Below are 25,017 nucleotides of genomic sequence, written 5' to 3'. Positions count from 1 at the left end.
AGCCGCTCAACTCCTGGCTTCGTCTCACATTACGGGAAATTCATCTGCACGCGGCCCGCGTATGGGGCAGCATCGGCTCACTTTGAGGGGCATTGGGATCCAACACATGCGCATCTTCCTGCTGGCCGCTGTTTCGGCGGTGGCGATCTCCGGCTCGGCCTTCGCCGCCGAAAAGCCGATGTACGGCGCCTGGGGCGTCGACCTGACGGCTCGCGACACCGCTGTGAAGCCGGGCGACGACTTCAACAAGTACGCCAATGGCGGCTGGGAGAAGAAGACGACCATCCCGGCCGACCAGCCCTCGGCCGGCGTCGGCTATGACGTCTTCAACCGCTCGCAGGACCAGCTGCGCACCCTGATCGAGACGGCCGACGCCTCGACCCAGATCGGCGGGCTGTACAAGAGCTTCTTCGACGAGGCCAAGGTCGAGCAGGTCGACGACGCGGCGCTGAAGGTCGACCTTGCCGCCATCGCCGCCGTCTCGTCCAAGGCCGAGATGGCCAAGGCGATGGGCCAGGCCCACGGCGGTTTCGGGCCGGACCTGTTCTCGCTGGATATCTATCCGGACGCCAAGAACCCCGAGCTCAACACCCTGTATATCGGTCAGTCGGGCCTGGGCTTGCCCGACCGCGACTACTATCTGACCGACGGCTTCAAGCCGCAGCTGGCGGCCTACACGGCCTTCGCCGAGCGGGCGCTGAAAATGGCCGGCTATGCCGACCCGGCCAAGGCCGCCGCCGACGTCGTGGCCTTCGAGACCGCCATCGCCAAGGTCAGCTGGCCGGTCGCCGAGCGCCGCGACATCGACAAGGTCTACAACCCGGTCAGCCTGGACGAGCTGAAGGCCTATGCCCCCGAGGTTCCGTGGACGGACTACCTGGCCGCCGCCGGAATCACCGGGCGCAACCAGCTGGTGCTGGGCGAGAAGACCGCCGTCCGCGACATCGCCAAGCTGTTCGCCAGCACCCCGCTGGACACCCTGAAGGCCTGGCGCGCGGTGCAGGGCGTGCAGGAAATGTCGCCGTACCTGCCCAAGCGCTTCGTCGACAGCCGCTTCGAGTACATCAAGGTGCTGAGCGGCCAGTCCCAGATCCGCCCCCGCTGGCGGCGCGGCGTCACCCTGGTGGACGGCAGCCTGGGCGAGCTGGTCGGCCAGGCCTATGTCGCCAAGTACTTCCCGCCCTCGTCCAAGGCCCAGATGCAGGAGCTGATCGCCAATCTGAAGGTGGCGATGGCCGAGCGCATCCAGAAGGCGCCGTGGATGGCCCCGGCCACCAAGCAAGCGGCCCTGACCAAGCTGTCGAAAATGTCGGTGATGGTCGGCTATCCCGACAAGTGGCGCGACTATTCGGGCCTGAAGATCGACGCCAATGACCTGTACGGCAATGTCCGTCGCAGCGGCCAGTTCGAGTGGGCCTACACCCTGAAGGACCTGGGCCAGCCGGTCGATCACGGCAAGTGGGCCATGAACCCGCAGACCGTGAACGCCTATAACGGCGGGCTGGAGAACAAGATCGTGTTCCCGGCCGGCATCCTGCAGGCCCCCTATTTCGACCCGGCGGCCGATCCGGCGGTGAACTATGGCGCGATCGGCGCGGTGATCGGTCACGAGATCAGCCACGGCTTCGATGATCAGGGCCGCAAGATCGACGACACTGGCAAGCTGCGCGACTGGTGGACCGCCGAGGACGCCAAGCGCTTCGAGGAACAGGCCGCGGTGCTGGGCGGCCAGTACGGGACCTATGAGCCGGTGCCGGGCATGAAGATCAACCCGGCCCTGACCATGGGCGAGAACATCGCCGACCTGGCCGGCCTGCAGGTGGCCTATGACGCCTATCACGCCGCGCTGAAGGGCAAGCCCGCCCCGACGATCGACGGCATGACCGGCGACCAGCGCTTCTTCCTGGCCTTCGCCCAGGCCTGGCAGGACAAGTCGCGCGACGATTCTCTGAAGCAGCAGATGGCGTCCGACCCGCATTCGCCGTCGAACTTCCGGGTGATCGGCCCGACGCGCAATGTCGACGCCTGGTACGCGGCCTTCGGCGTCAAGCCGGGCGACAAGTTCTACCTGCCGCCGGAAAAGCGCTCGCGCATCTGGTAGGGACCAAAGAAAAGGGCCGCTCTTTCGAGCGGCCCTTGTTCGTTCGGCTTAGGACGAGACCTTACTCGCCGGCCTTGAGCTGCTCGCGGGCGACGGCCAGCAGTTCCTGCATCTTCATGCGGACTTCGCCTTCCGACGCGGCGACGCCCGAGCCCGACAGGTCTTGGAAGACCTTGCGCAGCACGTCCTCGTCGCCCGGCTGTTCGAAGTCGGACTTGACCACGGCGCGCGCATATTCATCGACCGTCGCCAGGCCCATCAGGCCGGCCGCCCATTCGCCCAGCAGGCGGTTGCGACGGGCGGTCGCCTTGAATTCCAGTTCCTGGTCGTGCGCGAACTTGCGTTCGAAACCCTGTTCGCGTTCGTCGAAGGTGGTCATGAAGGCCCCAAAGTCGTCTAAGCGGGCTGCATATCCTTTGCCGCTCTCCGCCGCAATCGGCGGATAAGCCGCAGGCGACGTTTCCGGCTCCAGCATAGACCAAAACCACCCAGTTTGTTTGCGCGGCCGCGCTCATTCGGGTAGGTTCCATAAGATATTTTTTAGTGAGCGGCCTTGAGTCGAATGCCGTGCGCAGCTATCCGCCGCGCGCGCTTTTCGTTTTCTTCGGTGGGGCGCACGCTTTCCAGAAGGGCCTCGACGAGAGCCATGACGACCCGTCGCAAGAAGATCTACGAAGGCAAGGCCAAGATCTTGTACGAGGGGCCCGAGCCCGGCACCCTGATCCAGTACTTCAAGGACGACGCCACGGCCTTCAACGCCCAGAAGAAGGCGATCCTGGAAGGCAAGGGCGTCATCAACAACCGGATCAGCGAGTACATCATGACTCGCCTGAACGGGATCGGCGTCCAGAACCACTTCATCCGCCGCCTGAACCTGCGCGAGCAACTGATCAAGGAAGTCGAGATCGTCCCGCTCGAGGTCGTGGTGCGCAACATCGCCGCCGGCTCGATCGCCACGCGCCTGGGCCTGACCGAGGGGCAGCCCCTGCCCCGCTCGATCATCGAGTTCTACTACAAGGACGACAAGCTGGGCGACCCGATGGTCTCCGAGGAGCACATCACCGCGTTCAACTGGGCCGCGACCCAGGAGATCGACGACATGATGGCCATGGCCCTGCGGGTGAACGACTATCTGTCGGGCCTGTTCAGCGCCGTCAGCATCACCCTGGTGGACTTCAAGGTCGAGTTCGGCCGCATCTACGAAGGCGACTTCTCGCGGATCATCCTGGCCGACGAGATCAGCCCCGACAGCTGCCGCCTGTGGGACTCGACGACCAACGAGAAGCTGGACAAGGACCGCTTCCGTCGCGACCTGGGCAATGTCATCGAAAGCTATACCGAGGTGGCCCGCCGCCTGGGGATCATGAAGGAAATGCCGACCGTCATCCAAGGCGGCGTGCACTAAACCCTTCGATCGCAGTAGACGTCGCGACGCTCGATGTCGCGCGGGGAGAATTTGTCAGTGAAAGCCACCGTCCACGTGTTCCTGAAGCCCGGCGTGCTCGACGTCCAGGGCAAGGCTGTCGAGAACGCCCTGCATGGCCTGGGCTGGCCGTCGGTCAAGGAGGCCCGCGTGGGCCGCGTGATCGAATTCGATCTGGACGCCACGGACACCGAGGCCGCCAAGGCCGAGGTCAAGACCATGTGCGAGAAGCTGCTGGCCAACACGGTCATCGAAAGCTACCGCATCGACATCGCCTAAACGGCAAAACATGGGGCGGATTTAATCCGCCCCGCCCCTTTCGATCGCAGCTTCGCCACACAATGTTCGGCGAGCACTGACGAAAGGGAGCCGTCGATGAGCGCGAAGTTTCACCTTGCCGAGGTCAATGTCGGACGCCTGAGAGCGCCCATCGACCATCCGATGATCAAGGACTTCGCCGACAATCTCGACCGCATCAATGCTCTCGCCGAATCCTCGCCCGGCTTCGTCTGGCGACTGAAGGGCGACGGCAACAACGCCACCGATCTGGCGATCAACGGCGATCCCCTGTTCATTCCGAACCTGTCGGTCTGGGAGGACATCCCCTCCCTGGGCGCCTACGTCTATCGCAGCGGCCACGTCGAGATCATGCGCCGCCGCAAGGAATTCTTCGAACCCATGGACCACGCCATGGCGCTGTGGTGGATCCCTGTGGGTCATGTGCCGACGGTCGAAGAGGCGCTGGAAAAGCTGGCCCTGCTCAAGGCCCACGGCCCGACCCCGGCGGCCTTCACCTTCAAGAGCCCCTTCCCGGCTCCGACCGGCGAGCCGGTCGAGCCCGAACTGGACGAATGCGCGTAGTTTCCGTCCGCGCCGGGACTGACATCCCGTTCGAACGGTGCTACAGGCCCGCGCCATGAAAGCCGCCGTCGTCGTATTCCCCGGTTCGAACTGCGATCGTGACTGCAAGGTCGCCATCGAGCGCTCCGCTGGAGCCCGTGTCGAAATGGTCTGGCACCAGGAGACGGCGCTGCCGGACGACCTGGACCTGATCGTCCTGCCCGGCGGCTTCTCGTACGGCGACTACCTGCGCTGCGGCGCCATGGCGGCCCAGAGCCCGGTCATGAAGGAAGTCGTCTCGGCCGCCGAAAAGGGCGTCGCCGTCGTCGGCATCTGCAACGGCTTCCAGGTCCTGACCGAGGTCGGCCTGCTGCCCGGCGCCCTGCTGCGCAACGCCGGCCTCAAGTACGTCTGCAAGCCCGTCGGCCTGGACATCGTCAACGGCCAGACCCGCTTCACCGCCGGTTATGGCGAGCAGCGCCAGGCGGTCATGACCGTCGGCAACGGCGAGGGCAACTACTTCGCCGACGAGGACACCCTCGACCGGATCGAAGGCGAAGGCCAGGTGGTGTTCCGCTATCAGGAAAACCCCAACGGCTCGGCCCGCGCCATCGCCGGCATCGTCAACAAGGGCGGCAACGTCCTGGGCCTGATGCCCCACCCTGACCGCGCCTTCGACGCCGATCTCGGCTCGGAAGACGGCGCGGTGCTGTTCCGCAGCATCTTCCAGAGCGCCTGACGCTCTAGGCGGGCTGGACCAGCTTCCAGCCCTTCCCGTCCCGTACGATACGCACGGCCTTCCAGTCGGAGGGCTTGGTCGCGGGTGTCCCGGCGACACCGCGCGCGGCCTCCGACAGGATCTTCACTTCCAGCGTGTCGTTGTCGATCCAGCGCGGGTCGCATGCGGCGAAGGCTTGGACCTCGACATGGTTGAACGCGCCGTCCGCATAGGTCGCGATCTCCACGCCGTTCAGGCTCTCGCCCTCGACGTCGTCGCCCGAGGCCGCGAACGACCGCCCATCCGGCGAGGCCACGGGCGGACCGCCCAGACCAACCTGCGCGCCCTTGGGGTCGACCACGTACCAGGTCATCCACTCCCAATGCGTGCCATGCACGACGTCGAACCGTGCGTTCGGCAGACGGCCCGCATAGGCGTAGGTGACCGAGGCGTCGCCCTCTTCGGCGTTGTCGGCGAACCGCGCGCCGGAGACAGTCAGCAGGTTGCCGTCGCGCCGCGCCCTGCCTTGCGTGGAGGTCAGGACCGTCGGCTCCAGCGCGCGCCGCGTGGGCTCCGGGCTTGCCGACGCGCGCCGGGCCCAATCCTCGGCCGTTCGATGGCACAGCGCGTCCGCATAGTCGGCCAGGAAAACCTCGCCGACGAAGGGCGACATCGCCGGCGCCGGGCGGGGTTGAGCGGCTTTCGCCTGGGGCGCGGGGTCACGCTGGCAACCGGACACGGCGCCCAGCAGGACGAGGACGAGCAGCAGACGCAAGACAACCTCCGATCGTTGTCCCGATAGATCATGCCGCCTGCCAGCGCTCAAGCGCCCGGTCGCTGCCTCCTCTCCGCCCGCGGATCAAAAAGTGGGCTGATGACTGCTGTTATAGTGTAGCAGCTGGAAAATCTCGGGCCTAAGGTGCCTCCACTTCAGGAGGGCCAATCCATGAATCTCGCTTCTACCCTGCGCGCTGGCCTGCTGGCCGCCGCAGCCCTGTCCGTCGTTTCGACCGTCGCCCACGCGCAGGTCACGTCGATGACGCCGGACATCGACGGCAAGTACGTCCAGACCAAGATCAATTACGACTACGAAAAGCGCGTCGTGATGATCCCGATGCGCGACGGGACCAAGCTGTACACCGTCATTGTGGTCCCCAAGGGCGGCAAGAACCTGCCCATCATGCTGACCCGCACGCCCTACAACGCCGCCAAGCGCGCCGCCCGCGCCGACAGCCCGCGCATGGTCTCGGCCATGCCGCAGGGCGACGAGCCGTTCGTGGCCGACGGCGGCTATATTCGCGTCTTCCAGGACATCCGCGGCAAGTACGGCTCGGAGGGCGAGTACGTGATGACGCGGCCGCTGAAGGGCCCTCTGAACAGCTCGGAAGTCGACCATTCCACCGACGCCTACGACACCATCGACTGGCTGGTGAAGAACGTGCCCGAGACCAACGGCAAGGTCGGCATGCTGGGTAGCTCGTACGAGGGCTTCACGGTCGTGATGGCGCTGGTCAATCCGCACCCCGCCCTGAAGGTCGCCGCGCCGATGAGCCCGATGGTCGACGGCTGGATGGGCGACGACTGGTTCCAGCACGGAGCCTTCCGCCAGAACAACTTCGACTACTTCGCCGGTCAGACCAGCGTGCGCGGCGCGGGCGAGAGCGTCCAGCGCCAAGGCTATGACGACTACGCCAACTTCCTGCGCGAAGGTTCGGCCGGCGACTACGCCAAGAACCACGGCCTGGACAAGCTGCCCTGGGCCCAGAAGCTGTTCGCCCACACGGCCTATGACAGCTTCTGGAGCGAGCAGGCCCTCGACAAGACCATGGAGAAGACGCCGCTCAAGGTGCCGACCATGTGGATCCAGGGCCTGTGGGACCAGGAAGACATCTGGGGCGCGGTGCACTCGTATCCGGCGCTGGAGTCCAAGGACACGAACAACGACAAGAACTACCTGGTGCTGGGTCCCTGGCGGCACAGCCAGGTCAATTACGACGGCTACAACCTGGGCCCGTTCAAGTGGGACGGCGACACCGCCCTGCAGTTCCGCCGCGACGTGATGAAGCCCTTCTTCGACCAGTACCTGAAGGACGGCCCCAAGGCCGACACCCCGCCGGTGCTGATCTATGACCCCGGCCAGAACAAGTGGAACCGCTATGCCAGCTGGCCCCAAGGCGGCGCCCAAGGCGCCGGCGCGGGCAAGGCGACCAAGAACCTCTATCTGAGCGCCAATGGCGGCCTGGGCTTCCAAGCCCCGGCGGCGGCCAAGGGCGCGGCGGCCTATGACGAGTATGTCTCCGACCCGGCCAAGCCCGTGCCCTACATCCCGCGCCCGATGCAGTTCGCCGACCGCAGCCGCTGGACGCCGTGGCTGGTCACCGACCAGCGCAGCGTCGACGGCCGCCCGGACGTCCTGACCTATGTCAGCGAACCGCTGACCGAGCCGATGAAGATCGCCGGCGTGCCCAAGGTCAATCTGACCGCCTCGACCAGCGGCAGCGACAGCGACTGGGTCGTCAAGCTGATCGACGTCTATCCCGACGAAGTCCCCAGCCAGCCCGAACTGGGCGGCTATGAGCTGCCGGTGGGCATGACCATCTTCCGCGGTCGTTATCGCGAGAGCTTCAGCGAGCCCAAGGCCCTGACGCCGAACAAGCCGCTGAAGTACCAGTTCATCCTGCCGACCGCGAACTACACCTTCCAGCCGGGCCACCGGGTGATGGTGCAGGTCCAGTCCAGCTGGTTCCCGCTGTATGACCGCAACCCGCAGACCTTCGTGCCGAACATCTTCTTCGCCAAGCCGGCCGACTATGTGAAAGCGACGCAGCGGGTGTTCCACGCGGGGCCTGAGGCCAGCTTCATCGAGCTGCCGGTGGTGGACGCGAAGTAGGCGGGAGCCAGCAAGATCCTCCCCCTAGCGGGGGAGGTGTCGGCGCGCAGCGACGACGGAGGGGGAAGAGGCCGGCTCAGCAAGCACTTCCCCCTCCGGCCTTCGGCCGCCTCCCCCGCTGGGGGGAGGATCTCCACACAACACGAAAAGGGCCGGCGGTGACCATCCGCCGGCCCTTCCCATCTACGGAGAGGTAACTCAGTCAGGTCAGCGGTCGCCGCGCCTGACGTTCTCGTCCTGCTGGTTGGCTTGGCCGCCGGGATTGCGGCCCTGCTCGTTCGGGTTCTGCCTGGGCTGGCCCTGCTGCTGCTGCTGGTCCGGCGCTCGACGCTGCTGGTCGTTTTGCTGCTGCTGCGGGTTGCGATTGTTGTCAGCCATCGGGCTTACTCCTGTTTCACTCCGCACGCTCTCGGCGCACGAGGACAGAACGGGTCCCGACTCGCGATGTTCCTACGGCGGAGTCGCCTTAATTCCGGCTAAGCTCAAGAATCTTCACGGGTTTCCCGATCATTTGGCCCTTCATGTAGGGATCGTCGGCCCGTGTTTCCGTCGCCGCTTCGTGGATGGCGCGGACCACGTCCATGCCCTCGACCACCTTGCCGAAGGCGGCGAAGCCCTGGCCGTCCTTGTTGCGCGCGCCGCCATAGTCCAGCGACGGGTTGTCGCCCAGGCAGATGAAGAACTCCGAGGTCGCCGAGCCCGGCGTGTCGCGGGCCATCGAGATCACCCCGTCCGTATGGCGGATGCCGGTGCGCTTGGTCGGCTCCAGCGGGATCGGCGCCAGGCGCTCGCCCGCGTCACCCAGCCCGCCCTGGATCACGCTGATGGTGGCCGGGTTGTTGTCGTTCTTGGGTGAGACGGTCCGGTAGAAGCTCCCGCCCTTCATCAGCCTCTTGTCAGCATAGGCCAGGAAGTTGGCCACGGTGATCGGGGTGTGGTCGGGATAGAGCGCCAGGACGATCGTCCCCTGCTCGGTGACCATGCGCACCCGCACCTCGCGGTCGCGGCTGGCGCCCATCATCGGAACAGCGGCTAAGACTGCGAGCAGGGTGCGACGGCGCATACGGTGTCTCCCGGAACGATCCGCCCACCATGGCGCCGTTCGCGGGAGAAAGCTTCGCCTTAGGCAAGAGAATTAAGGTTAAGCCGCACCGCCTGGGCGAGATCGGTGGAATCCTCGTTTCGGGTCGAGCAACGTTACTTTCAAGGGAAAACACGAAGGCATCGGCGGAGCCTTCGCAGACGCGAAGAGTTAACACCACCATGGCCGACCCCGAAGTTCGGTTCCCCGAGACCTATGTGAGCGGTGTCCCCGTGTGGGCCAAGCGCCGCAAGCGCTCGAGCATCAATCCGCTGCTCAACACCATCATTGTCGTGCTGGCCCTGTTCGGCGCCATCGTGATCGGCGTTTCGCTGCGCATGGGCTCCATCGAGAAGGGCGGCGCGGTCATCGACCAGTGGATCGCGCTGGGGATGAAGCACCTGGAGACCGCCATCAAGGCGATGTAGCGCCTACGCGGCTGTAGCGGAATCTGAGCGACCGGGTTAGAAGGCGCGCCCATGAGCACGCCCCAAAAGCCCATGGCCGAATTGGCCGCCGAGTTCGGCCTGAAACCTGCCGAATATGACGTTGTCCTGGCCCGATTGGGCCGAGAGCCCAACGTGGTTGAGCTAGGCGTCTTCTCGGTGATGTGGTCCGAGCACTGCTCGTACAAGTCCTCGAAGAACCAGCTGAAGAAGTTCCCGATCGACGGGCCGCGCGTGATCTGCGGTCCGGGCGAGAACGCCGGCGTCATCGACATCGGCGACGGCGACGCGATCATCTTCAAGATGGAGAGCCACAACCACCCGTCCTACATCGAGCCCTATCAGGGCGCGGCGACGGGCGTGGGCGGCATCATGCGCGACGTCTTCACGATGGGCGCGCGGCCGATCGCTCTCCTGAACGCCCTGCGCTTCGGCGATCCGGAGCACCCCAAGACCAAGCGCCTGGTGGACGGCGTGGTCGCCGGCATCGCCGGCTACGGCAACTGCGTGGGCGTGCCCACGGTCGCCGGCGAGACCAATTTCCACAAGGGCTACAACGGTAACATCCTGGTCAACGCCATGTGCGTGGGCCTGGCCAAGGCCGACAGCATCTTCTACTCGGCCGCCCCCGGCCCGGGCCTGGCGGTCGTCTATTTCGGCTCCAAGACCGGCCGCGACGGCATCCATGGCGCGACCATGTCCTCGACCGAGTTCACCGCGGACTCGGAAGAGAAGCGCCCGACCGTCCAAGTCGGCGACCCCTTCGCCGAGAAGCTGCTGATCGAGGCCACGCTGGAACTGATGGCCACCGGCGCGGTCGCCGCCATTCAGGACATGGGCGCGGCGGGCCTGACCTCGTCGTCGGTCGAGATGGCCGGCAAGGGCGGCGTCGGCATCGAGCTGAACATGGACATGGTCCCGCAGCGCGAGACCGGCATGTCGGCCTACGAAATGATGCTGTCGGAAAGCCAGGAGCGCATGCTGGCGGTCCTGAAGCCCGGCCGCGAGCAGGATGGCCACGCCATCTTCGAGAAGTGGGGCCTGGACGCCGCCGTCATCGGCTACACCACCGACACCGGCCGCCTGGTGCTGAAGCATCATGGCGAGACGGTCTGCGACGTGCCGCTGGCTCCGCTGTTCGACGACGCGCCGCTGTATGACCGTCCGTGGGTGCAGCCCAAGCTGGACGCCCGCCTCGACCCGGCCAAGATCCCCGCCCCGATCGACTGGAACGAAGCGGTCCTGAAGATCGTCGGCTGCCCCGACATGGCCTCCAAGCGCTGGCTGTGGGAGCAGTACGACCGCCACGTCATGGCCGACACCCTGGAAGACAGCGCCACCGGCTGCGACGCCGGCATCGTGCGCATCCACGGCTCGGGCAAGGCCATCGCCGTGACCAGCGACTGCACCCCGCGCTACGTCCAGGCCGACCCCTATGAGGGCGGCAAGCAGGCCGTGGCCGAGGCTTGGCGCAACCTGACGGCCGCCGGCGCCCTGCCGATCGCCATCACCGACAACCTCAACTTCGGCAGCCCCGAAAAACCCGAGACCATGGGCCAGATCGTCCGCGCCACCGACGGCATGGCCGAGGCCTGCCGCGCGCTCGACTTCCCGGTCGTGTCGGGCAACGTCAGCCTCTACAACGAGACCAACGGCGTCGCCATTCCGCCGACCCCGACCGTCGGCGCCGTGGGCCTGTTGGAAGACTACGACCTGCGCACCGGCTTCGGCGGCGTCACCGAGGGCGATACCCTGGTGCTGATCGGCGAGACGCACGGCGAACTGGGCGCCTCGATCTATCTGCGCGAGATTCTGGGCCGCGAGGACGGCGCCCCGCCGCCGGTCGACCTGGCCGTCGAGCGTAAGAACGGCGATTTCGTGCGCGGGCTGATCTCGTCGGGCCTGCTGGCCGGCGTCCACGATCTTTCGGACGGCGGCCTGCTGATCGCCGCGGCCGACATCGCCCTGGCCAGCAAGGTCGGCGTCACCCTGAACGCCACCAGCGCCGCCCACGCCCACCCCTACCTGCTGGGCGAGGACCAGGCCCGCTACCTGATCGCCACCCCGGATCCGGACGCGGTGCTGGAAGCGGCCAAGGAAGCCGGCGTCCACGCCAATGTGGCCGGCGTCGCGGGCGGTGACACGTTCGCGTCAAAGGACCTGTTTAGCGTCTCGCTGGACGCCCTGCGCTCGGCCCACGAAGCCTGGCTGCCGGGCTACATGAACGCCCCCAAGGCGTAAGAGAAAGCACCAGCACCATGCGTATCCTCGCCCTGACCGCCGTCGCAGCTGTCCTGCTGAGCGCTTGCGCGCCCACCGCCCAGCCCGCCGCCCCGTCGGCGGACAACCTGGTCGCCCAGTGCTCGGCCAAGGGCGGCAGCGTCCAGCCCGTCGGCAAGGCCCAGATCCCGACCTGCGTCATCCCCTATGCCGACGCCGGCAAGGTCTGCACCGACAAGGCTCAGTGCGAGGGCGCCTGCATCCTGGAAGGCAACATCGAGACCACGGGCGCCGTCGCCGGGACCTGCCAGAAAACCAACCGCCAGTTCGGCTGCTACGCCAAGGTCGTCAACGGCAAGTCCACCGGCGCGATCTGCGTCGACTAGGGCGGTAGCGCGGAACCTTCCGGCCTCCGCGTCTCTATCCCAACGCAAGGGATGGAGACGATGATGAAGGTTCGCGGCTTCACGATCGCCGACGCGCCGATGGAGCGCTCGCCGGGCCAGGACGCCGACGTGTTCGCCGGCAATCTGGTCGACGAGCGCGATGGCGGGGCGATCACCGTTGGCTACGGACGCTACGGGCCCCACCAAAGCCTCAGCGAGACGCTGGCCGTCGACGACGTGATGATCGTCCTGGAAGGCCGCATCTCGGTCTCGACCGAGGCGGGCGTCGTCACCGCCGGTCCCGGCGAAATCATCTACATGCCCAAGGACGAGGCGGTGATCATCCGCTCGCATGAAGACGGTGCGGTGACCGCCTATGTCACCTATCCGCATTGGCGAGCGGCGCGCGACTAGGCCGCGTGCACCCTTCCCGACCACCGCGCCACCGTCTCCAGCAGCTTGGTCGGGTTGATCGGCTTGCCCAGGTGATCATCCATCCCCGCCGCCAGGCAGGTGGCGATCTGTTCGGGCAGGACATTGGCGGTCATGGCCACGATCGGGGTGGCCGCGCCGCGGGCGCCTTCCATGGCGCGGATCTCGCGGGTGGCGGTCAGGCCGTCCATCACCGGCATCTGCACGTCCATCAGGACGAGGTCGTAGTGGCCCTGGCGCATGGCCTCGATGCCGGCGACGCCGTCATTGGCCGTCTCCACGCCGATGCCAAACGGCTCCAGCATGGTGCGGATCAGCTCGCGGTTCACGGCGTTGTCCTCGACGAGCAGCAGACGCACGCCGGCGTCGGGATCCAGCGGCGAGACCTCTTCGGCCTCCGGCGCCGGCAGTTCGGCCAGCGGGCCGCGCACCTCGAACCAGAAGGTCGAGCCCTGCCCTTCGACGCTGTCGACGCCGATCTGGCCGTCCATGCGCTCGATGATCCGGCGCGAGATGGCCAGGCCCAGGCCCGTGCCGCCAAACCGGCGCGAGACGGCCGCGTCGGCCTGCGAGAAACGGTCGAAGATCGCCTCGCGGTTCTCGGGCGCGATGCCGATGCCGGTGTCGATCACCTCGCCGCGCAGCACGGCCTCTTCGCCGTCGATCGTCTGGGTCAGGGCCACGGTGATCGCGCCGTGGGCGGTGAACTTCACGGCGTTGGACAGGAAGTTCAGCAGCACCTGCGACAGGCGTGGACCGTCCAGGTTCATCGGCGCGACATTGCTGGCCGCGCGGACCTGAACCTTCAGCCCCTTGGCGACGGCGCGCTCCTCGACCAGGGCGGCGCAGGACGAGGCCATGGCCGCCGGATCGAACGGACCCGGATCCAGCTCCAGCCCACCGGCCTCCAGCCGCGAGAAGTCCAGCACGTCGTTGACGACGCTGAGCAGGGTGTTGCTGGCGTCCAGGATGTGGCCGACCTGGCGGGCGGCGGTCTTGTTCAGGTTGCGCGAGCGGCGCAGCACCTCGGCGAAGCCGATGATGGCGGTGAGCGGCGTGCGCAGCTCGTGGGTCATGTTGGCCAGGAAGTCGGACTTGGCCGCCGAGGCCGCCTCGGCCAACTCCAGCGCCTTGGCGATGCCGATCTCCAGGCGCTTGCGCTCGGTGATGTCGCGCGAGGTGACCAGCAGGATGTCGGAGCCGTCGCCCAGGCGCGAATAGGCGCTTTCCAGCCAGATCTCGGTCCCGTCCTTGCGGGCGGACTGATAGTCGGCGTGGAGCGGCGCGCCGCCGGGGATCAGGCCGCGGATCAGGCCCTGCACGCGCTTGAAGTCGGCGTCGCTGACCATGGCCTGCGGCGGCAGGGCCATGAACTCCTCGTGCGTATAGCCGGTGATGCGTTCGATGCTGGGCGAGCTGTAGATGCGCTCGCCCTTCGGCGACCACAGGGCCACATGGTCGGTCAGGTTGTCGCCCAGCAGGCGGTAGAGACGATCGGCCTCTTGGTACTGCTCGATGGCGCGCTGCTGGGCTTCGACGCTGGCCGACAGGTCGTCACGCAGCTGTTCCAGCTTCATCCGCTGGCTGGTCAGCCAGTAGGCCAGCGGCGTGGCGACGACGGTGGCGATGATCAGGGTCGTGAAGGGCGTGAAGGCCTGCGGATTGTCCATGACCAGCACGTTGATCAGATAGTCGGCGATCAGCGCGGCGGCCACGATGAGGCCCACCGTTGGCGCGGTTTTGAAGATCCGGTCTTTCACGGCGGCCGGCTTGATCGCGGCGCTCCTTCAGCTTGGCTGAATCAGGTTTGACCCCGCCACATTAAGGAGAGATGAGGCTGCTGCGCCAGCCGCGGTGACAATTCGTCGCGCCGTGAAATCCAATAAAACTAGGGGTTTAGCGACCTGACGCCTTGGCGACGTCGTCCAGGTCTCGCTCCAGCGCCTGGCTGGCCAGGACCACGGTGGCCACCGAGCGCTTGAAGAAGTCCTGCGGCACGGTCGCGAAGTCGTCCGTAGGCTTATGATATTCGGGATGGTCCTCGACCCCGAAATAGACCCACGGCACGCCCTTCTCGCCAAAGGCGTAGTGGTCGGACTGGTTGGTCCAGTTGTTCTCCTTGCCGCCCTCGTCGGTGTCGTGGCCCAGCTTCAGGGTCACCGGCGCGGTCGTCGCCAGCTTGACCAGGATCGGCTTCAGGTACGAGAACGGCGCGGTCCCGGCGGCGTAGAGCTCGTTCTTCGGGTTCTTGGCCAGCATGTCGAAATTGATGTTCAGAGCGATCGTCGACAGAGGCACCGGCGGGTTGGCCGCGAAGGCCTTGGCGCCACGCAGGCCGCCCTCTTCGGCGTCGACCACCGCCAGGATCACGTCGTGCTTGGGCGGCTTGGCCTTGAAGGTCTCGGCCACGGCCAGCAGGCCCGCCACGCCCGAGGCGTTGTCGTCGGCGCCGTTGTAGATCTGGCCGTCACGGACGCCCAGGTGGTCGTAATGGGCCGAAACGACCAGAGCCTTGCCGCCTTCCGTCCCCTTGATGCGGGCCACCAGGTTCGTGCCCGTGACCTTGGTCCCGTCGCGCTTGGCGAACTCGAAGGTCTGCTCGAACTTGTCGCCCAGCGGCGAGAGGCCGATCTGCGCGAAACGCGACAGGATGTAGGCCCGCGCCTTCTCCGAGCCGGGCGTGCCGACCAGGCGGCCCTGCATGTCGTCGGCCGACAGGATGCGGACGTCGTCCAGAGCGTTGTCGCCCGGATCGGCGAAGGCCGGAGCGGCGGTGAAAACAGCGGCGCACAGCGCCAGGGCGCGGGAAAGGCGGATCATTCCGCCTACATGCCGTGCGCGGCGCGACGAATTCAATTAAATCTCCGACAGATCGCCGTGGCCGGGAATGACAAACGCTGTCAGCGTGCGTCCATCCTTAGGGAATCGCGGCCAGATAGACGTTCCAGGAGTCCTTCCCCGTGCCTATGTCCCATGCCGAACTCGAGGCCCGCCTCACGCAGGCCTTCCCCGATTCCGAGATCGTGCTGACCGACCTGGCCGGCGACAACGACCACTGGAAGGCCCGCATCGTTTCGCCCGCCTTCAAGGGCCTGCCGCGCGTGCGCCAGCATCAGCTGGTCAACAAGGCGCTGGCCGACGTGCTGGGCGGGACGCTGCACGCTCTGGCCCTCGAAACCGCCGCCCCGGCCGAATAGGAGCAGCCCTTGCGCTACCGCCCGTTCGGCGCGTCTGGCATGGCGATCTCGGCGCTGACCCTGCGCCTGGCCGACAGCGCGCGCCTGCGGGCCAATGACTGGCGGGCCCTGGTCTTCACGGCCCTGGAGAACGGCGTCAACAGCTTCCAGGTCGAGGGCGACTCCCCCGAGCTGCTGAAGGGCGCGGGCGAGGCCTTCGCGTCCGTCGAGCGCCACCTGCTGTTCCTGACCTGGCGGGTGCGCGGCGACGCCGCCATGCTGGGTCAGCAGGCCGTCGACAGCCTGCTGGGCTCGGCCTTCGAAGGCTTGGGCCTGTCCTATCTGGACCTTGTCCTGATCAACGACCCGCTGGCCCCCGCCCTGCCCTCGGCCTTCGACGCCGGCCTGCGTTTCCTGCATGAGAGCCGGGCGGTGCGGGGCTTAGGGATCGCCAGCCGCGGCGACATCGATCCGCGCCTGCTGAAGAGCGGCCTGGTCACGGCCATCTCCTCGCCGTTCAACCTGTCGTCCGGCTGGGCCGAGCGCCATCGCATCCGCCATGCGTCGCAGCACAACTTCGCGGTGATCGGCGAGGACTTCTGGCCCCAAGCCCTGCGCGAGAACGCTGGCGTCAGCGCCACGCCCAAGCCGTCGCTGTGGCGTCGTCGCACCGATCCGCTGGCCGACTTCGGCGGTTATGATTTCCTGCACACCACCCCCAGCTGGAACGCCGAGGATATCTGCCTGGGCTACGCCCTGACCGAACCCTCGCTGGCCACGGTGCGCGTCACCGCCGACAGCCGCGCCGAGGTCGAGCGCCTGGCCGCCGTGGTCGAGCGCGACCTGCCCACCGGCGTCTGCGCCCAGATCGAAATGGCCCGCTTCTCGGCCCAGGAGCGCGAGAAGGCAGCGGGTCGCACTTGACCCTGAGCCCTATGGCGCCTAGCTGAAAGGCTTACGCTCCAGGACTATTCCCATGACCGACGTCGCTTCCTCCCCCGCCATCGACTTCATCGCCAAGACCGTGGCCGAGCATCCGGTGGTGCTGTTCATGAAGGGCGTGCCGGATCAGCCGCGCTGCGGCTTCTCGTCGGTGGCCGTGCAGATCCTCGACCACCTGGGCGTCGAGTTCATCGGCGTCGACGTCCTGCAGGACGACGACCTGCGCCAGGGCATCAAGACCTTCACCGACTGGCCGACCATCCCGCAGCTCTATGTGAAGGGCGAATTCCTGGGCGGCAGCGACATCGTCCGCGAGATGTTCCAGTCGGGCGAGCTGAAGACCCTCTTCGTCGAGCAGGGTCTGATCTCGGCTTGAGCCGGCTCTTCGTTCCGCCCTCGGACGCCTATTCCCTAGCCTTCGAGCCCAAGGCGTCGGACATCGACGCCAACGGCCACGTCAACAACGTGGTCTACCTGGCCTGGGCCCAGGACCTGGCCATCGCCCACTGGGAAGCCTGGGCGAGCGAAGAGCAGCGCGCGCCCTGGAGCTGGATCGCGCGCCGCCACGAGATCGACTACCGCCGCGAACTGCTGCCCGGCGAGATCGCTACCGGCTACACCTGGGTCGGCGAGCTGAAGGGCCCGCGCTTCGAGCGTTACGTCCGCATCGACGGCCCCGATGGCGAGATGTGCGCCCAGAGCCGCACCGACTGGGTCTTGATCGACATCGCCGCCAAACGGCCTGCGCGGGTGCTGCCCTGGATGGTCGAGCGGTTTACGCCGAAGGGCTGAGCACGGGATTGGCGATGGCGACGCGCTCGCCGGGCGTCAGGCCCAGTTCCGCATAGCTGAACCGCAGCTCGGCCCAGCCCGCCGGCCCCTTGCACGTCTCCAGCCGTCGCCGGGCGAAGGCGACCACCGCGTGGCCGGCCTTGCGATCGATGCGGAAGACGAAGTCGGCCTTAGCCGTACAGCCCTTCGACGTCACGCGGATGGTGAGGGTATCGGCGGCGGCATTGGCGGCGAGCAACGGCTCGAGTTCGGGAAAGGTCTCGCCGACCTCTGGAGCCAGCAAGGCAGGCGTGGTCGCGCAACCGGACAGCGCCAGGGCCGCTCCAGTGATCACAAAACCTCTGCGCGACTGAACGAAGTTCATCGACCCCTGTACGAACAGCTCGAACTGCGGTGAAGATCGCCCACCGCTGGCGACATAGCCAGCCTTCGGGGAGTTCATCGTGCGTCTTCGTAGTGCTTTGTTGGCCGCGTCGCTGGCCACCGTCCTCGCTGCGCCCGCCCACGCGGCTTCCGACTACAAGAAACTCGACGCCGAGATCGATCGCCTGATCGTCGCCGGCAAGATCCCCGGCCTGGCCGTGGCCGTGATCGACAACGGCAAGGTCACCCACGTCGTCGCCAAGGGCGTGCGTAACGAAAAGGGCGATCCGCTGACGACCGATACGATCATGTACGCGGCGTCGCTGACCAAGATGACCTTCGCCTACTACGTCCTGATGCTGGTCGATGACGGCAAGATCGACCTGGACAAGTCGATCGCCGACTATCTGCCCAAGCCCCTGCCCGCCTATCCGAAATATGCCGACCTGGGCGTCGATGAGCGCTGGAAGACCATCACCCTCCGCCGCCTGCTGACCCATAGCTCGGGCCTGGCCGACCAGCGGTTCTATGATCCGGAGAACAAGTTCCGCTTCAATCTCGAGCCAGGCAGCCGCTATGCCTATTCGAACGAGGGCATCAACCTGGCCCAGGTCGTCATCGAGGAGAGCCTGGGCGTCAAGGTCGGCGACGAGATGAACCGCCGCCTGTTCCAGCCGCTGGGCATGACCCGCTCCAGCATGATCTGGCGCGACGACTTCAAGGGCAACCTGGCCGATGGCGTGCACGAGGACGGCAAGTGGGAGGCCCACGATGACCGCTCCAGCGTCAAGGCCGCTGGCTCGCTGGACACGACGATCGCGGACATGAGCAAGCTGGCGGCGGCCATGGTCTCGGGCTGGGGTCTGTCGGCCAAAGCCCGCGCCGAACTGGACAAGGCCAGCTTCCCGATCGTCAGCGAGGCGCAGTTCCCACCGTTCCTGATCAAGGATAACCCCGACAACGCCAAGATCGGCCTGGCCGCCGGCATCGGCGTGGTCGTCTATGACGGACCGCAGGGCCACGCCTTCTTCAAGGGCGGCCACAACGACATCACCGACAACCACGTCGGCTGCGTCGAGAAGGGCAAGCGCTGCGTCGTCCTGCTCAGCAACAGCGGCCTGGGCCAGCGCCTCTATCCGACGCTGGTCAAGTCCGTGCTGGGCGAGCTCGGCACGCCCTGGGCCTGGGAATATCCCCGCAAGCTGCCGGTGGCCGCGCCCTAGCCCCAGGGGCCCGGATTGCTCGGCGGAACGACCGAAGCCGTGACCGGCACGGCTGGACGCCGCGCGCCTTGCCCAACGCCCAGCCGCATCAGCGCCTCGACGCGGTTCTGGGTCGAGGGGTGGGTCGAGAACAGATTATCCGCGCCCTTCCCGGCCAACGGATTGATGATGAACATGTGGGCCGTGGCCGGATTGCGCTCGGCGTCGTGATTGACGTAGCCGCCACGCGCATAGGCTTCGATCTTCTCCAGCGCGCGAGCCAGGGCGGCCGGGTCGCCGCCGATCTGGGCGCCGATGCGGTCGGCTTCGTATTCGCGAGCCCGGCTGATGGCCATCTGCACCAGCATGGCCGCGATCGGAGCCAGGATGGCGATGGCGATCGCGCCGATCATCCCGCCGATGCCGCCGCCATTGCCCTCCTCGTCGCGCGAACCGCCGAAGAAGAACGCGAAATTGGCCAGGGCCGAGATCGCGCCGGCGATGGTCGCCGTCACGGTCATGACCAGGGTGTCGCGGTTCTTCACGTGCGCCAGCTCGTGGGCCATCACGCCGCGGATCTCGTCGCGGGTCAGCAGCTGCAGCAGGCCCGTGGTCGCCGCGACGGCGGCGTGGGCCGGGTCACGGCCGGTGGCGAAGGCGTTGGGCTGGGCGTTGTCGATGACCGTCACGCGCGGACGCGGCAGGCCGGCCTTCTGGGCCATCTCCACGACGTCGACCACATAGTTGCGGATCAGCGGCTCGGGATGGCTCTCGTCCACCTCCTGCGCGCCATAGGTCCGCAGCACGATCTTGTCGGCGTTCCAGTACGAGAAGGCGTTCAGGGCCAGGGCGAACGCCAGGGCGATCAGCATGCCGGTCGGCCCGCCGATCAGGTAGCCCGCGCCCATGAACAGAGCCGTCAGGCCCGCCAGCAGCATGTAGGTCTTGAAGTGGTTCATCGTGCTTGTCGTCAGTCGAAGATGTCGAAGAGGTCGAAACGCTTCTTCTTGTGCTGGCCGTACGCGCCGTGGCGACGGTGATCGTCGTCATCGTGGTCGGGGCGCTTGTGGTCGGCATAGTGGTCGGGGCGCTTGTAGGGCCTGGGCTCGGCATAGGCGGCCTGGACCTCCTCGCGCTCGATCACCATCAGCTTTTCCAGCTCGCCACGGTCCAGCCAGACGCCACGGCAGCGCGGGCACATGTCGAACTCGACGCCGGCGCGCTGCACGGCCTGCATGGAGCCGTCGCAGTTGGGGCACATCAGAAGGGGCATACAAAACCTCCGGTCCAAAGAGATGGATCGGGTGTCCTCGTGTCGGAGGCGGCGCCTTCAGGGAGGGGGGGGCTTAGGCGGCCGGACCCAGTGACATCGAGAACACCCGATGCGGTCCGACATCACGAGTGCTTGCATCACTCGCCAGAGGGGCCCGGTCCCGCCCTATAAAGCTGGGGTAGCCTCTGGAGCCTTTCAAGGGGGCTCCGTCCCTTAAGGGGCGCAACAAAAAAGGCCCCGGATCGCTCCGGGGCCTTTTCCGTTGGTTCGGATCCGACGCTTACGAAGCGTAGAATTCGACGACCAGGTTCGGTTCCATCTTCACCGGATACGGAACTTCCGACAGTTCCGGAGCGCGGACGAAGGTGGCCGACAGGCTCTTGGCGTCGACCGAGACGTACTCGGCGAAGTCACGCTCGTTCGAGGCGACGGCTTCGAGGACCAGAGCCATGTTGCGCGACTTTTCGCGGACCTGGATCACGTCGCCGGCCTTGCAGCGGTACGACGGGATGTTCACGCGCTTGCCGTTCACGGTCACGTGGCCGTGGTTCACGAACTGGCGGGCGGCGAACACGGTCGGCACGAACTTGGCGCGATAGACGATGGCGTCCAGGCGCGACTCGAGCAGAGCGATCAGGTTCTCCGAGGTGTTGCCCTTGCGGCGAGCAGCTTCCTCGTAGGTGCGCGAGAATTGCTTCTCGGTCAGGTTACCGTAGTAGCCCTTCAGCTTTTGCTTGGCGCGCAGCTGCAGACCGAAGTCCGAAACCTTGCTCTTGCGGCGCTGGCCGTGCTGGCCGGGACCGTACGAGCGTTGGTTGACCGGGGACTTCGGACGGCCCCACAGGTTTTCACCCATGCGGCGGTCGATCTTGTACTTGGCGCTATGGCGCTTGGACATAAGTCACTCTTTTTTCGATCCGGGCCGGCTCCCCCAAAGGAGGTGCGATCTCAACGGCGGCTTCGGGTCAATCCGTCATGCGGTTTTCGCGCCGTCCGGCGAGCCGGCGGCGTGAAGGGGTCGCTTATGAGGGAGAGAGGCTGGGGAGTCAATGTTGGCGGACTATAGCTGAGCCGCATGCCGGATACGGACGACACGCACGATCCCGTCACCGAAATAGTAGCGGATCACATAGGGCGGCACGACGACCAGTTCCCTCAGCGTGGCGGTCGCTCCGCGGCCACGCTCTGGATGATCCGCCAAGCTCTCGACGCCCCCCCTCAAGCGCACGGCCATGCGTTGCGCGGCCAATGGGCTGAACTGTCCGATATATTCGCGAATGGCCATCAGGTCGGCCAGCGCGCGTTTTGTCCAGACTACTTGCGCCACTTGGCTGGCGCGGGTTGCTCGTCTGGCGTTCCCCAGGTGTCGAGCCAGGCCGCCACCTCTTCGTGCGGCACCACACGGCCGGCGGCGATGTCAGCCATGCCTTCCGCATCGGCGGCCGCTTCGGCTTCCTCGTCGATCTCGAAGATGGAGGGTTCGGGAACCATGAGGGCAGCATAGCAGATCGCCATGCGCCCTCAACGGTCAGAAGCCAGAAACTACAATCTTTGAGCGTGCCACTCCAAGTGCTCGCCGATGAAGGTCGTGATGAATAAGTAGCTGTGGTCATAACCGTCCTGGCGGCGGACGGTGACCTTGCGGCCGGCCTTTTCGGCGGCGGCTTCGATCAGTTCGGGCTTCAGCTGGTTTTCCAGGAAGCTGTCGGCCAGGCCCTGGTCGATCAGGATCTCATCGAACGCCTCGCCCGCCCCGTCCTCGATCAGCGCGCAGGCGTCATGCGCGCGCCACGCAGCGCGGTCGGGGCCGAGATAGGCGGTCATCGCCTTGTCGCCCCACGGGCAGTTCAGCGGCGAGACGATCGGCGAAAACGCGCTGACCGACTTGAAGAGGTCCGGATTGCGCAGCGCCAGGGTCAGCGCCCCGTGACCGCCCATCGAGTGGCCGAAGATTCCGCGCCGCGCAGGATCCAGCGGGAAGGCGCCGTCGACGGCCTCCAGCAGGTCCTTGGTGACGTACGAATACATCTGGAAGTGCGGCGCCCAAGGGGCCTGGGTGGCGTCGACATAGAAGCCGGCGCCCTGCCCCAGGTCGTAGGCCGGATCGTCCGCCACGCCCTCGCCGCGCGGGCTGGTGTCCGGCGCGACGATCGCCACGCCGTGCTGGGCGGCATAGGCGTAGACCCCCGACTTCACCGTGAAATTGTCCTCGGTGCAGGTCAGGCCTGACAGCCAGACGAGATAGGGGAAAGGCCCCTCCCCGTCTGGGGTCCACACCGTGAACTTCATCGGCGTGCCGGTGCTGGCGCTGGCGTGCCGGCAATAGCGCAGCGCGCCGCCGTGGACGCGATGGGTGTTGAGGATTTCCAGGGTCATGTCGCCATCCGTTCGATGGTTAGCTTTCGCCGCGTCGCAGCCAGAAGGCGCCGGCGTGCTTGGCCGCGCCCTTGAACGCGCTGCGGCGATAGAGCGGCAGGAGGGTCGGCCTGAACACCTTGGCGTCCGAGGCGTAGATGCCCGGAAACTCGATCTGGTCCCCGCCGGCGCCGCCCAGCAGGTAGGCCGCCAGCAGGTACTGCTCGCTGTAGAACCGGTCCATCCAGGCCTGCGGATAGTCGTTCGGCAGGAACACGTCGTGCAGGCCGTACATCACCCCGGCGGGCAAGGCCGGCAGGGTCTCGGTGAAGAACACCGTGACGTCCGAATTGGGCAGGCTGCGGTGGCTGTTGTCGATGAAGACGATGTCGTTGGCTTGCAGCAGATCGCCGTACAGGCGGTCCGGCACCTTCTCGAACGGGCGGCGAATGACCTTGTCGCAGATCCGGTCGACCTCGGCCCGCGGATAGGGGTCGATCGAGATGATCTTGGTGGACAGGCCCCCGTCGCGGATGGCGCGTCGCGCGAACTTGGTCGAGTTGCCGGACCCGACCTCCAGATAGGTCGCCGGCTTCAGCGTGCGGACCATGGCGTACAGCACCATGCCGTCCAGGGTCGGGAACATGCCGTTGATCCAGCCGGGCTCGTCACCCTCGGGGATCTTGGGGATGCGTTTCAGGTCGGGCAGGTAGTGCTGGATCTGATCCAGCCAGAAGTTGATGCGCGGATGGGACGCGACCAGCTGGTCGACGATCTTCCGCCCGCCGACCGACTTGGCGTAAGGCCGCTGCCGCATCTCATAAGGATAGTCGGAGACGAACAGTCGCCCCTCGTCCCGCGCCGCCAGCAGCCCGCGCGCCTCTTCCACGGCGGGATCGATCGGCGACGGCTGCGGAACCTCGGCGACGGGCTCGGGCTCCGGCGTCACAGCCTCGACCACCGCCGGCTCGAGCACGGGTGGCTCAAGCGCGGGCGGCAAGGTCTCGGCGCGTTTCTGGAACCTCTTGAGGAACGACATAAGCACCCGTGGCGTGTGATCGAAACCTGCGGGAGACGCGCCCGCCAACGCGTCTCTCGACTGCGGCGATTCCCGTTCGGGGCCTAGAACGTCACCACGGTCCGGATGCTCTCGCCGGCGTGCATCAGGTCGAAGGCCTTGTTGATGTCTTCCAGCGGCAGGACGTGGGTGATCATCGGGTCGATCTGGATCTTACCGTCCATGTACCAGTCGACGATCTTGGGCGTGTCGGTCCGGCCCCGCGCGCCGCCGAAGGCCGTGCCCTTCCAGACGCGGCCGGTGACCAGCTGGAACGGACGGGTGGAGATCTCCTTGCCCGCCTCGGCCACGCCGATGATGATGCTTTCGCCCCAGCCGCGGTGGCAGGCTTCCAGCGCCGTGCGCATGACGCCGGTGTTGCCGGTGGCGTCGAAGGTGTAGTCGGCGCCGCCGTCGGTCAGGGCCACCAGGTGGGCGACCAGATCGCCTTGCACGTCCGTCGGATTGACGAAGTGGGTCATGCCGAACTTACGGCCCCATTCTTCGCGCGCGGGATTGAGATCAACGCCGATGATCATGTTGGCGCCGACTAGCTTCAGGCCCTGGATGACGTTCAGGCCGATGCCGCCCAGGCCGAAGACGATGGCGTTGGCGCCCGGCTCGACCTTGGCGGTGTTGGTGACGGCGCCCACGCCGGTGGTCACGCCGCAGCCGCAGTAGCAGGCGGTCTTGAACGGCGCGTCCTTGCGGATCTTGGCCACCGCGATCTCGGGCAGCACCGTGTAGTTCGAGAAGGTCGAGCAGCCCATGTAGTGGGCGATCGCCTGGCCCTTGTACGAGAAGCGGCTGGTGCCGTCCGGCATCAGGCCCTTGCCCTGGGTGGCGCGGATGGCCGTGCAGAGATTGGTCTTGCCCGACAGGCAGCTTTTGCACTGGCGGCACTCGGGCGTGTAGAGCGGGATCACGTGGTCGCCGACCGCCACGCTGGTGACGCCGGCCCCGACCTCGACCACCACGCCCGCGCCTTCGTGGCCCAGGATCGAGGGGAAGATGCCTTCGCTGTCCAGGCCGTCCAGGGTGTAGGCGTCGGTGTGGCAGACGCCGGTGGCCTTGATCTCGACCATCACCTCGCCGGCCTTGGGACCTTCCAGGTCGACCTCGACGATTTCCAGCGGCTTCTTGGCTTCGAAAGCGACGGCGGCGCGGGTCTTCATCTTAAGTCTCCTGGAGAGCGAACGCGCGCAATCTGCCGTCGAAGCGACGCTGGGTCGAGCCTTGATCCGCACCCATTTTTTGCCCGCCGTCGTGACCACGGTTCATCGAACAACTAGGGTCCCGAACCTTCGCCGTAGGAGCTGC

29 protein-coding genes and 2 pseudogenes are annotated in these 25,017 nt (G+C 66.5%); 15 read left to right on the top strand and 16 right to left on the bottom strand.

Translation table 11 applies throughout. The features are described from left to right. Positions 1-106 precede the first annotated feature (106 nt). On the top strand, positions 107-2,101 hold the full coding sequence (locus tag AC07NF_RS18940; RefSeq protein WP_494629807.1) for a M13 family metallopeptidase: 1,995 nt from the start codon (positions 107-109) through the stop codon (positions 2,099-2,101). A 61-nt stretch (positions 2,102-2,162) separates the two neighbouring features. On the opposite strand, the gene AC07NF_RS18935 is transcribed toward AC07NF_RS18940, so the two are convergent. After that, complete coding sequence (locus AC07NF_RS18935; protein WP_492816863.1) at positions 2,163-2,480, bottom strand: DUF1476 domain-containing protein; 318 nt, start codon at positions 2,478-2,480, stop codon at positions 2,163-2,165. Between the two features lie 267 nt (positions 2,481-2,747). On the opposite strand from AC07NF_RS18935, the gene purC reads away from it, so the two are divergent. From purC to purQ, 4 genes are all read left to right on the top strand, one after another. Beyond that, positions 2,748-3,506, top strand: a complete 759-nt coding sequence (gene purC, locus AC07NF_RS18930) for a phosphoribosylaminoimidazolesuccinocarboxamide synthase (protein WP_494629805.1) — start codon at positions 2,748-2,750, stop codon at positions 3,504-3,506. A 57-nt stretch (positions 3,507-3,563) separates the two neighbouring features. After that, positions 3,564-3,803, top strand: coding sequence for a phosphoribosylformylglycinamidine synthase subunit PurS (purS, locus tag AC07NF_RS18925; RefSeq protein WP_494629803.1), 240 nt, complete (start codon positions 3,564-3,566; stop codon positions 3,801-3,803). 96 nt (positions 3,804-3,899) lie between these two features. Then, positions 3,900-4,385, top strand: coding sequence for a DUF3291 domain-containing protein (locus AC07NF_RS18920; protein WP_494629801.1), 486 nt, complete (start codon positions 3,900-3,902; stop codon positions 4,383-4,385). Positions 4,386-4,440: 55 nt separating this feature from the next. Beyond that, positions 4,441-5,103: a phosphoribosylformylglycinamidine synthase subunit PurQ gene (purQ, locus tag AC07NF_RS18915; protein ID WP_494629799.1), complete on the top strand. Its 663-nt coding sequence runs from the start codon at positions 4,441-4,443 to the stop codon at positions 5,101-5,103. A gap of 4 nt (positions 5,104-5,107) precedes the next feature. On the opposite strand, the gene AC07NF_RS18910 is transcribed toward purQ, so the two are convergent. Next, on the bottom strand, positions 5,108-5,857 hold the full coding sequence (locus AC07NF_RS18910; RefSeq protein WP_494629794.1) for a hypothetical protein: 750 nt from the start codon (positions 5,855-5,857) through the stop codon (positions 5,108-5,110). Between the two features lie 171 nt (positions 5,858-6,028). Between AC07NF_RS18910 and AC07NF_RS18905 the strand changes: the two genes are divergently transcribed. Continuing rightward, positions 6,029-7,972: a CocE/NonD family hydrolase gene (locus AC07NF_RS18905; protein ID WP_494629792.1), complete on the top strand. Its 1,944-nt coding sequence runs from the start codon at positions 6,029-6,031 to the stop codon at positions 7,970-7,972. A 14-nt stretch (positions 7,973-7,986) separates the two neighbouring features. On the opposite strand, the pseudogene AC07NF_RS18900 reads toward AC07NF_RS18905, so the two are convergent. From AC07NF_RS18900 to AC07NF_RS18890, 3 genes and pseudogenes are all read right to left on the bottom strand, one after another. After that, positions 7,987-8,099: pseudogene (locus AC07NF_RS18900) on the bottom strand (hypothetical protein); the annotation flags it as partial. 80 nt (positions 8,100-8,179) lie between these two features. After that, entirely contained in the window at positions 8,180-8,350 is a 171-nt protein-coding gene (locus AC07NF_RS18895) for a hypothetical protein (RefSeq protein ID WP_494629790.1), read from the bottom strand. Positions 8,351-8,438: 88 nt separating this feature from the next. After that, complete coding sequence (locus tag AC07NF_RS18890; RefSeq protein ID WP_494629785.1) at positions 8,439-9,035, bottom strand: peptidylprolyl isomerase; 597 nt, start codon at positions 9,033-9,035, stop codon at positions 8,439-8,441. Between the two features lie 200 nt (positions 9,036-9,235). On the opposite strand from AC07NF_RS18890, the pseudogene AC07NF_RS18885 reads away from it, so the two are divergent. The 4 genes and pseudogenes from AC07NF_RS18885 to AC07NF_RS18870 all read left to right on the top strand — a co-directional run. Beyond that, a pseudogene (locus AC07NF_RS18885) lies at positions 9,236-9,439 on the top strand (hypothetical protein); the annotation flags it as partial. Between the two features lie 93 nt (positions 9,440-9,532). Beyond that, the gene (gene purL / locus AC07NF_RS18880; RefSeq protein WP_494629782.1) at positions 9,533-11,740 is read left to right on the top strand and encodes a phosphoribosylformylglycinamidine synthase subunit PurL; all 2,208 of its coding nucleotides are present in this window, start codon (positions 9,533-9,535) and stop codon (positions 11,738-11,740) included. A gap of 17 nt (positions 11,741-11,757) precedes the next feature. Further along, positions 11,758-12,105, top strand: a complete 348-nt coding sequence (locus AC07NF_RS18875) for a hypothetical protein (RefSeq protein WP_494629778.1) — start codon at positions 11,758-11,760, stop codon at positions 12,103-12,105. Between the two features lie 60 nt (positions 12,106-12,165). Next, positions 12,166-12,519 carry an ethanolamine utilization protein gene (locus AC07NF_RS18870; RefSeq protein WP_494629775.1) on the top strand — a complete coding sequence of 118 codons (354 nt, stop codon included), beginning with the start codon at positions 12,166-12,168 and terminating at the stop codon, positions 12,517-12,519. On the opposite strand, the gene AC07NF_RS18865 is transcribed toward AC07NF_RS18870, so the two are convergent. Beyond that, entirely contained in the window at positions 12,516-14,312 is a 1,797-nt protein-coding gene (locus AC07NF_RS18865) for an ATP-binding protein (RefSeq protein WP_494630669.1), read from the bottom strand. The two genes, AC07NF_RS18870 and AC07NF_RS18865, sit on opposite strands and share 4 nt — an antisense overlap. Before the next feature lie 121 nt (positions 14,313-14,433). Beyond that, positions 14,434-15,357, bottom strand: a complete 924-nt coding sequence (locus tag AC07NF_RS18860; protein WP_494629772.1) for a M20/M25/M40 family metallo-hydrolase — start codon at positions 15,355-15,357, stop codon at positions 14,434-14,436. Between the two features lie 140 nt (positions 15,358-15,497). Here AC07NF_RS18860 and AC07NF_RS18855 point away from each other — a divergent pair, with 140 nt between their 5' ends. From AC07NF_RS18855 to AC07NF_RS18840, 4 genes are read left to right on the top strand one after another with little or no spacing between them, the layout of a single operon-like run. Further along, entirely contained in the window at positions 15,498-15,734 is a 237-nt protein-coding gene (locus tag AC07NF_RS18855; protein ID WP_291877303.1) for a BolA/IbaG family iron-sulfur metabolism protein, read from the top strand. A gap of 9 nt (positions 15,735-15,743) precedes the next feature. Continuing rightward, complete coding sequence (locus tag AC07NF_RS18850) at positions 15,744-16,637, top strand: aldo-keto reductase family protein (RefSeq protein WP_494629768.1); 894 nt, start codon at positions 15,744-15,746, stop codon at positions 16,635-16,637. Positions 16,638-16,689: 52 nt separating this feature from the next. Further along, positions 16,690-17,031: a Grx4 family monothiol glutaredoxin gene (gene grxD, locus AC07NF_RS18845; protein ID WP_492816887.1), complete on the top strand. Its 342-nt coding sequence runs from the start codon at positions 16,690-16,692 to the stop codon at positions 17,029-17,031. Beyond that, positions 17,028-17,447: an acyl-CoA thioesterase gene (locus AC07NF_RS18840; protein WP_494629767.1), complete on the top strand. Its 420-nt coding sequence runs from the start codon at positions 17,028-17,030 to the stop codon at positions 17,445-17,447. The genes grxD and AC07NF_RS18840 overlap by 4 nt, the downstream gene beginning before the upstream one ends. On the opposite strand, the gene AC07NF_RS18835 is transcribed toward AC07NF_RS18840, so the two are convergent. Next, positions 17,431-17,889, bottom strand: a complete 459-nt coding sequence (locus AC07NF_RS18835) for a hypothetical protein (protein ID WP_494629766.1) — start codon at positions 17,887-17,889, stop codon at positions 17,431-17,433. The two genes, AC07NF_RS18840 and AC07NF_RS18835, sit on opposite strands and share 17 nt — an antisense overlap. A 1-nt stretch (position 17,890) precedes the next feature. On the opposite strand from AC07NF_RS18835, the gene AC07NF_RS18830 reads away from it, so the two are divergent. Next, positions 17,891-19,033, top strand: a complete 1,143-nt coding sequence (locus tag AC07NF_RS18830) for a serine hydrolase domain-containing protein (RefSeq protein ID WP_494629764.1) — start codon at positions 17,891-17,893, stop codon at positions 19,031-19,033. Here AC07NF_RS18830 and htpX read toward each other — a convergent pair. The 8 genes from htpX to AC07NF_RS18790 all read right to left on the bottom strand — a co-directional run bounded on the left by htpX (position 19,030) and on the right by AC07NF_RS18790 (position 24,872). After that, positions 19,030-19,971: a zinc metalloprotease HtpX gene (htpX, locus tag AC07NF_RS18825; protein ID WP_494629761.1), complete on the bottom strand. Its 942-nt coding sequence runs from the start codon at positions 19,969-19,971 to the stop codon at positions 19,030-19,032. The two genes, AC07NF_RS18830 and htpX, sit on opposite strands and share 4 nt — an antisense overlap. A gap of 11 nt (positions 19,972-19,982) precedes the next feature. Further along, positions 19,983-20,285, bottom strand: a complete 303-nt coding sequence (locus tag AC07NF_RS18820; protein WP_494629757.1) for a TFIIB-type zinc ribbon-containing protein — start codon at positions 20,283-20,285, stop codon at positions 19,983-19,985. Positions 20,286-20,565: 280 nt separating this feature from the next. Next, positions 20,566-21,183 carry a 30S ribosomal protein S4 gene (gene rpsD, locus AC07NF_RS18815; protein WP_291877282.1) on the bottom strand — a complete coding sequence of 206 codons (618 nt, stop codon included), beginning with the start codon at positions 21,181-21,183 and terminating at the stop codon, positions 20,566-20,568. A gap of 162 nt (positions 21,184-21,345) precedes the next feature. After that, positions 21,346-21,648: a type II toxin-antitoxin system RelE/ParE family toxin gene (locus AC07NF_RS18810; protein WP_494630663.1), complete on the bottom strand. Its 303-nt coding sequence runs from the start codon at positions 21,646-21,648 to the stop codon at positions 21,346-21,348. Then, positions 21,600-21,776, bottom strand: a complete 177-nt coding sequence (locus AC07NF_RS18805; RefSeq protein WP_492817147.1) for an antitoxin — start codon at positions 21,774-21,776, stop codon at positions 21,600-21,602. The genes AC07NF_RS18810 and AC07NF_RS18805 overlap by 49 nt, the downstream gene beginning before the upstream one ends. A 51-nt stretch (positions 21,777-21,827) precedes the next feature. Next, a complete protein-coding gene (gene fghA / locus AC07NF_RS18800) occupies positions 21,828-22,661 on the bottom strand; it encodes an S-formylglutathione hydrolase (protein WP_494629752.1) in 834 nt (277 codons plus the stop codon). 19 nt (positions 22,662-22,680) lie between these two features. Next, a complete protein-coding gene (locus AC07NF_RS18795) occupies positions 22,681-23,616 on the bottom strand; it encodes a class I SAM-dependent methyltransferase (protein WP_494629749.1) in 936 nt (311 codons plus the stop codon). Positions 23,617-23,762: 146 nt separating this feature from the next. Then, positions 23,763-24,872 carry an S-(hydroxymethyl)glutathione dehydrogenase/class III alcohol dehydrogenase gene (locus AC07NF_RS18790; RefSeq protein WP_494629745.1) on the bottom strand — a complete coding sequence of 370 codons (1,110 nt, stop codon included), beginning with the start codon at positions 24,870-24,872 and terminating at the stop codon, positions 23,763-23,765. Between the last annotated feature and the right edge of the window lie 145 nt (positions 24,873-25,017).

Source organism: Caulobacter sp. GW821-FHT10A06 (assembly GCF_059415805.1).
The sequence above is the reverse complement of the archived record's forward strand: the minus strand, read 5'-3'. Positions and strand labels throughout refer to the sequence as shown.